The following is a 4,918-nucleotide window of genomic DNA, read 5'->3' as shown; positions in this document are numbered from 1 at the left end:
TCTTTTGCTGGTCTGCCAAAGTTTTTACAATATCTATCTGCTAATAAATCATTAACAAAGCTAAGATCTATGGCGGAATCTATTTGTTTTAGTATGTGATTATCCGGAATCATTTGGTATAATGCGGTATAGAAGCTGTTTTGTCTAAAGACGTTTTTAACTAACATAAAAAGCATACCTCCTTTAGTTAATTTTGTTTTCGCTAACCAAATTATACCACAGGAGGGTATGCTTTTTGTGCTTTAAATGGACTTTTTCAGTGATCTCGGACGGTTCTTCTGACACTATAAACGGGATGCCTTAGTGCAAAAGAGGGCGAAAAAGATGCAGATAGAAGGAACTAACATAAAGTTTGGACGACTAAAAATAGCCAAATAACTAAGCCGATTATACCGATTGGTCTATCTGCTATCTTTCGTTTTTTATGCAATCCCTCGATTAATGCTACCCAATAAAGCAGCAATACTTCTGACGAATAGTCCGGTATTATTCTTTAATTCCTTCCGGCCCCTCTCTTGCTACGGAAATTAAGTGTGATAAAGATGGATCTATAGAGTTTATAGCGGATGAGGAGCAAATTGCTTTATTAGAGAATCTAATTGGTCAAGATATAACTTATAAGCAGCTCCTTGAGACGGTTTTCCCTGAGGCAATTGAGCATACTCCAAGTTCTGCCCTTGAAAATATGGCCAAAACAAAGGTTGATTGGGAAGCCACGAAGCCTAATGCCAATAGCGTAGAAGGTGTAAAGACTACTTCAGATGTATCGATACAAACATCTGTAAACTGTTTTTCCGATCTAGATCAACATGGGAACACAGTACAATTTTACTCTTGGCAATATGCAACTAGTTCAATGCCTTATATGTCAGTTTGGTCATATTTGTATTATGATCCTACGAAACCAGTTGGAGATTCAACAACATTGAAAAAAGCTTCATTCGAATCTGATACTAATTGTATGTATTTATCAACTGACGAAGAGGACTATGAAAATGCTCCAACTGGATATTATCGGACAACTGGGGTTCATTATATGGAGTTCCCGGCTGGCACCAATCCTCCTTCTGCAAGTGCAACTAGTTATTCCGGCTTTGGGGATTGGGCATATCACGAAAAGGAATAATGTAAATGGCCTCCAGGAGTTTTCCTGGAGGTTATTACAAAACAATCAAGGAGGTTAGAATGATTCTCGAAATTTTCAAAAAAACTGGTAACATATTCTTAACGGCTTTGCTTGTATTATTAGGATTATATGCTATTTTGATTCAATTCTCGTCAAGCCTTATACAAACCATATATAAAAAAATGGGTTGGTCAATTATTATCGCTACAAAGGAAAATAGTATATATAACATATTGCCAATCATTATACTGATTGTGTTAATCGGTCTTGGTATATGGTATGGATATAAATATGAGAAAAAAGGTTGGACTTTTTGGCTACGTCTAGTTAGCCTATCCGTTATACTTTCATTCATTCTTTTCCCTATTTTTTTATAAATTTTCCGAAAGAAAGGTGAGACATACTCTATGAGTGGATTAGCATCTCCCGGGATTTCTAGTTGACTTATACTCGCTTTGCCGGGCACGCATTAGTTCGGGAAAATAAAAACTGTGGAGGGGGCAAATGGGGAACCAAGGAAAACATTAATTATGAACCGGAGAAAACGTCCCCGATACAGGTTATTGACCGAACAAAATGGCGTTATGATTTCCCCAGATAAGCTCGGATTTCGTTGACCGGGCAGGCGGATCCAGGGAGGTGGACCCATTGAAAATCAAGCAGGCTATGTTATTGCTAGCAATATTATTGACCCTGTGTTTTATTAGTGCCCCCCATTGTCAAGAGACATTTTTTATAAAGAATAAGCTAAATGTGTCCCTCCTTTGTTTAAGATGCCAAATTTACTGAGTTTGGGTTGTAAAAATCTACGGGGCATTTATATTCAAGCGACTCATGCAGCCGGTTTTTGGTATCCAAGATACTATGCGGCACAGGAACTCTGGTATACGGTAGGGGTTATGGCAAAGTATAAATCAGGCAGTACAACCGTTGGCACAGTTAATAGCTGGGATTGGTCAGAAATGTCTTGGTACTTGAAGCCTGGTCAAGCTGAAAGCGGAGGATATAATTCAACTGATTATAATTTATCAACGAGCCAGACGCGTAAGGGCGAATATGCAGGAACCGTTGACTGTGACGATCTGTACTGGCCCTTGGTTGATACGAGAAGCCTAACATTTTAATGCTTGAAAGTAGGTTTCAAATGAATATCAAGAAGCGTTCTCTAGTTATTATGGCCTTCGATGTTAGTTAAAAACGTCTTTAGACAAAACAGCTTCTATACCGCATTATACCAAATGATTCCGGATAATCACATACTTAAACAAATAGATTCCGCCATAGATCTTAGCTTTGTTAATGATTTATTAGCTGATAGATATTGTAAAAACTTTGGCAGACCAGCAAAAGAGCCGGAGATGATGCTAAGAATACAAATATTAAAATATCTATACAACCTGTCTGATGAACAGTTAAAACAGGATTTGAGCGTAAATCTGGCTTACAAATGGTTTGTAGGACTTAACCCCGAAGACCCCTTGCCTGAAACCAGCCTGCTAACCAAATTCCGTACCCAACGCTTAAAGGATATCAGCATGGATGCCATCATTACCGAAATCGTAGGGCAATGTGTAGAAAGAGGCCTAATCAAAAGCAGCAACGGCATCGTTATTGATACTACCCATATTGAAGCCAATACTATTAAAACTTAATCAAGGAAATCCAAGCTACAGCCATATACCAGTAAGCGCTGGCACTTACTGGTATATGGCCCATGCATATGATCATATGTACATAATTCGGGGACAGATGGAAAAAGACACGGCAGTAAAAATAGCCGAGGAAGTAAGATATATAGATTAGCTTAAGGAAAATTTGAAAAGAGTAGAAAAAACTTGTTGCAGATAGCCTTCTTAGTTGTCTTTTATTTATGAAAGACATTTTAAGGAGGTGGTGCCTATGAGGGTGGTAAACAAAGTTCAATTAGGGAAGTAGCATATTATTATCATAAAAATACGATGTGAGGTGGTATAAAAATGAAAAAAATACGTAGCTTTATCTCTATTACGCTTTAATGATCTTATCAATGTTTCCATTGGCAGCAAGTGCAAATACGAACCAGGCTCCAATTACCGAAACAATACCTACAATAACAAAAGATAATGTTCAAACTATTATAGAATCGGCCAAACAAGGTGATGAGAATGCTATTCAAGCAATAAGTAATTTGGAATGTTTTAATCCTGATAAAATAAGGCAAAAAGGAACACTGAGGGTTTCCTCAAAAGAAGGAAGTAAAGAATACTTTTTTGATGATGGCAGTAGTATAACAATGAGTGTGGGGAGAGAAATATGCCCTGAAATATCGACCAAATCAGATTTTTACTATGAAGATTATGGAATGCATCAGTGGAAGGTTGCAGGTGTGGAGGTAGCACGATACTATATCCGTCATTTAATTAGAGTTGCCGGCGATCGTCGTAGTGGCAGGAGCGATTCCCATTGGGATGATAGTGATGCAATTCCCGGAGTATACACTGTAACAGAATATGGGACTACATTACATTCTGGAAATACTTACGATGTCTGTTGGGTTCTTAGAGGAGCTGGCAAATTTAAAAACGTACAAACAAGTGTAAGTTCTCCAAAATATATCTTTGAATTTGTAGATGATATAGCGGGTAATTCTAATACTCTTGAGGTAATTTCCCCATAATAGGGTGGAAAGCTTACTATGACAGAACCATGGTGGGACAAGATTATGCCCCTAATTGTCACTATTAAACTAATATATTATAGTATTCCTATTCTGGTTTTAATTTTTGTGGTTTCTATATATAAAGACGTGAAAAAAATTCTGCCATACTTACACAAAAACGAAAAGAAAATAAATAAATGAATGCTACTGAAGTAGGTCTCACACACTCACACGTAGAAGAAAAAAATGTCAACGGGGACGGAGACCACTGAAAAAGCAACCCTTTTCAGCCGCCCTGGCGGCTACCAATAGCCCATCAGGTAGGTTAATCTGTACCCGACAGAATAAAAACCTCAAAATAAACGAAGATAACCCTTTTGAAGCGGATACCAGTTTGGCTATCCGCTTTAAGTTTACCGCCAAGGGCTGTTAGTTTAGCCTGAATGCGGATGCTTCGTTGACGCGATCAAATCCATCAATAAATTATCTCTATTTATTAGAATGCCTGTATAATTATAGCAACTTCTATAATTAATAAAGATATGGTCAAATAGCGAAAGTTAGGAATTTGAGATATTAATGCCATAGCAACTGCCTGCTATGATTATTAGCGACCATGGCTTTTATGGTTTATCTCGTTATAAAGTGCCCGTAATGCAGTAATAAAGAGGTGATTTAAGTGCTTATGATGGCAATCGCTGCGATGGTGTAACCGTCAAGTAGTTTTGAACAAAAAACGTTAAATAATTTTGGACACCTAATTGTTACCAAAAATGGTTTGACGATGCTTCAGACGATAGCTGTCGCCAGTTAGATGAATAACCTCGCTTTTGTGGATTAAACGATCCAAAATAGCGGTTGTAATGGCCGGATCACCCAGAATATCACCCCATTCTTCCGGGCCTTTGTTGGATGTGATGATAATGGAGGTCTGCCCGTAAAGCTGGTTGATCAATTGAAAAAAGAGATTTGCTTCGTGACGGTCAATGGCCATAAACATCAGGTCATCAATGATCACCAGGTCAGAGCCAACCATGCGTTTTATCTTTGCTCTGGAGTTGCGGCTGATTTCCTCTGTTTTTAAGAGACGGATCAGTTCATTCATCTGAACGAAACTTACCCGATAGCCGTGGTTAATAGCTTCAATCCCAAGG

6 protein-coding genes and 2 pseudogenes are annotated in these 4,918 nt (G+C 38.1%); 5 read left to right on the top strand and 3 right to left on the bottom strand.

Annotation, left to right across the window (positions count from 1 at the left end):
• On the bottom strand, positions 1–167 hold a 167-nt coding region (locus tag AAV90_RS14820; RefSeq protein ID WP_479725401.1), incomplete at its 3' end, for a transposase.
• 518 nt (positions 168–685) lie between these two features.
• On the opposite strand from AAV90_RS14820, the gene AAV90_RS15230 reads away from it, so the two are divergent.
• From AAV90_RS15230 to AAV90_RS02645, 5 genes and pseudogenes are all read left to right on the top strand, one after another.
• The gene (locus tag AAV90_RS15230) at positions 686–1,126 is read left to right on the top strand and encodes a hypothetical protein (RefSeq protein ID WP_207642032.1); all 441 of its coding nucleotides are present in this window, start codon (positions 686–688) and stop codon (positions 1,124–1,126) included.
• 59 nt (positions 1,127–1,185) lie between these two features.
• Positions 1,186–1,503: a hypothetical protein gene (locus AAV90_RS02655; RefSeq protein WP_046495567.1), complete on the top strand. Its 318-nt coding sequence runs from the start codon at positions 1,186–1,188 to the stop codon at positions 1,501–1,503.
• A gap of 522 nt (positions 1,504–2,025) precedes the next feature.
• Complete coding sequence (locus AAV90_RS15060) at positions 2,026–2,250, top strand: hypothetical protein (protein WP_198142800.1); 225 nt, start codon at positions 2,026–2,028, stop codon at positions 2,248–2,250.
• 60 nt (positions 2,251–2,310) lie between these two features.
• Positions 2,311–2,772 (top strand): annotated as a pseudogene (locus AAV90_RS02650) (transposase); the annotation flags it as partial.
• Between the two features lie 368 nt (positions 2,773–3,140).
• On the top strand, positions 3,141–3,782 hold the full coding sequence (locus AAV90_RS02645; protein ID WP_207642031.1) for a hypothetical protein: 642 nt from the start codon (positions 3,141–3,143) through the stop codon (positions 3,780–3,782).
• A gap of 231 nt (positions 3,783–4,013) precedes the next feature.
• Here the strand turns inward: AAV90_RS02645 and AAV90_RS14620 are convergent.
• Positions 4,014–4,221: pseudogene (locus AAV90_RS14620) on the bottom strand (hypothetical protein); the annotation flags it as partial.
• Between the two features lie 300 nt (positions 4,222–4,521).
• On the bottom strand, positions 4,522–4,918 hold a 397-nt coding region (locus AAV90_RS02640; protein WP_046495563.1), incomplete at its 5' end, for an ATP-binding protein.

The organism is Syntrophomonas zehnderi OL-4 (assembly GCF_000983115.1).
GTDB classification, from domain to species: domain Bacteria; phylum Bacillota; class Syntrophomonadia; order Syntrophomonadales; family Syntrophomonadaceae; genus Syntrophomonas_B; species Syntrophomonas_B zehnderi.
This window is presented reverse-complemented; position numbering and strand designations above follow the sequence as displayed.

What these genes read in the sequence shown, in the direction of transcription:
- AAV90_RS15230 (WP_207642032.1), top strand. Translation starts at nt 686, where the DNA reads ATGGCCAAAACAAAGGTTGATTGGGAAGCCACGAAGCCTAATGCCAAT.
- AAV90_RS02655 (WP_046495567.1), top strand. Translation starts at nt 1,186, where the DNA reads ATGATTCTCGAAATTTTCAAAAAAACTGGTAACATATTCTTAACGGCT.
- AAV90_RS15060 (WP_198142800.1), top strand. Translation starts at nt 2,026, where the DNA reads ATGGCAAAGTATAAATCAGGCAGTACAACCGTTGGCACAGTTAATAGC.
- AAV90_RS02645 (WP_207642031.1), top strand. Translation starts at nt 3,141, where the DNA reads ATGATCTTATCAATGTTTCCATTGGCAGCAAGTGCAAATACGAACCAG.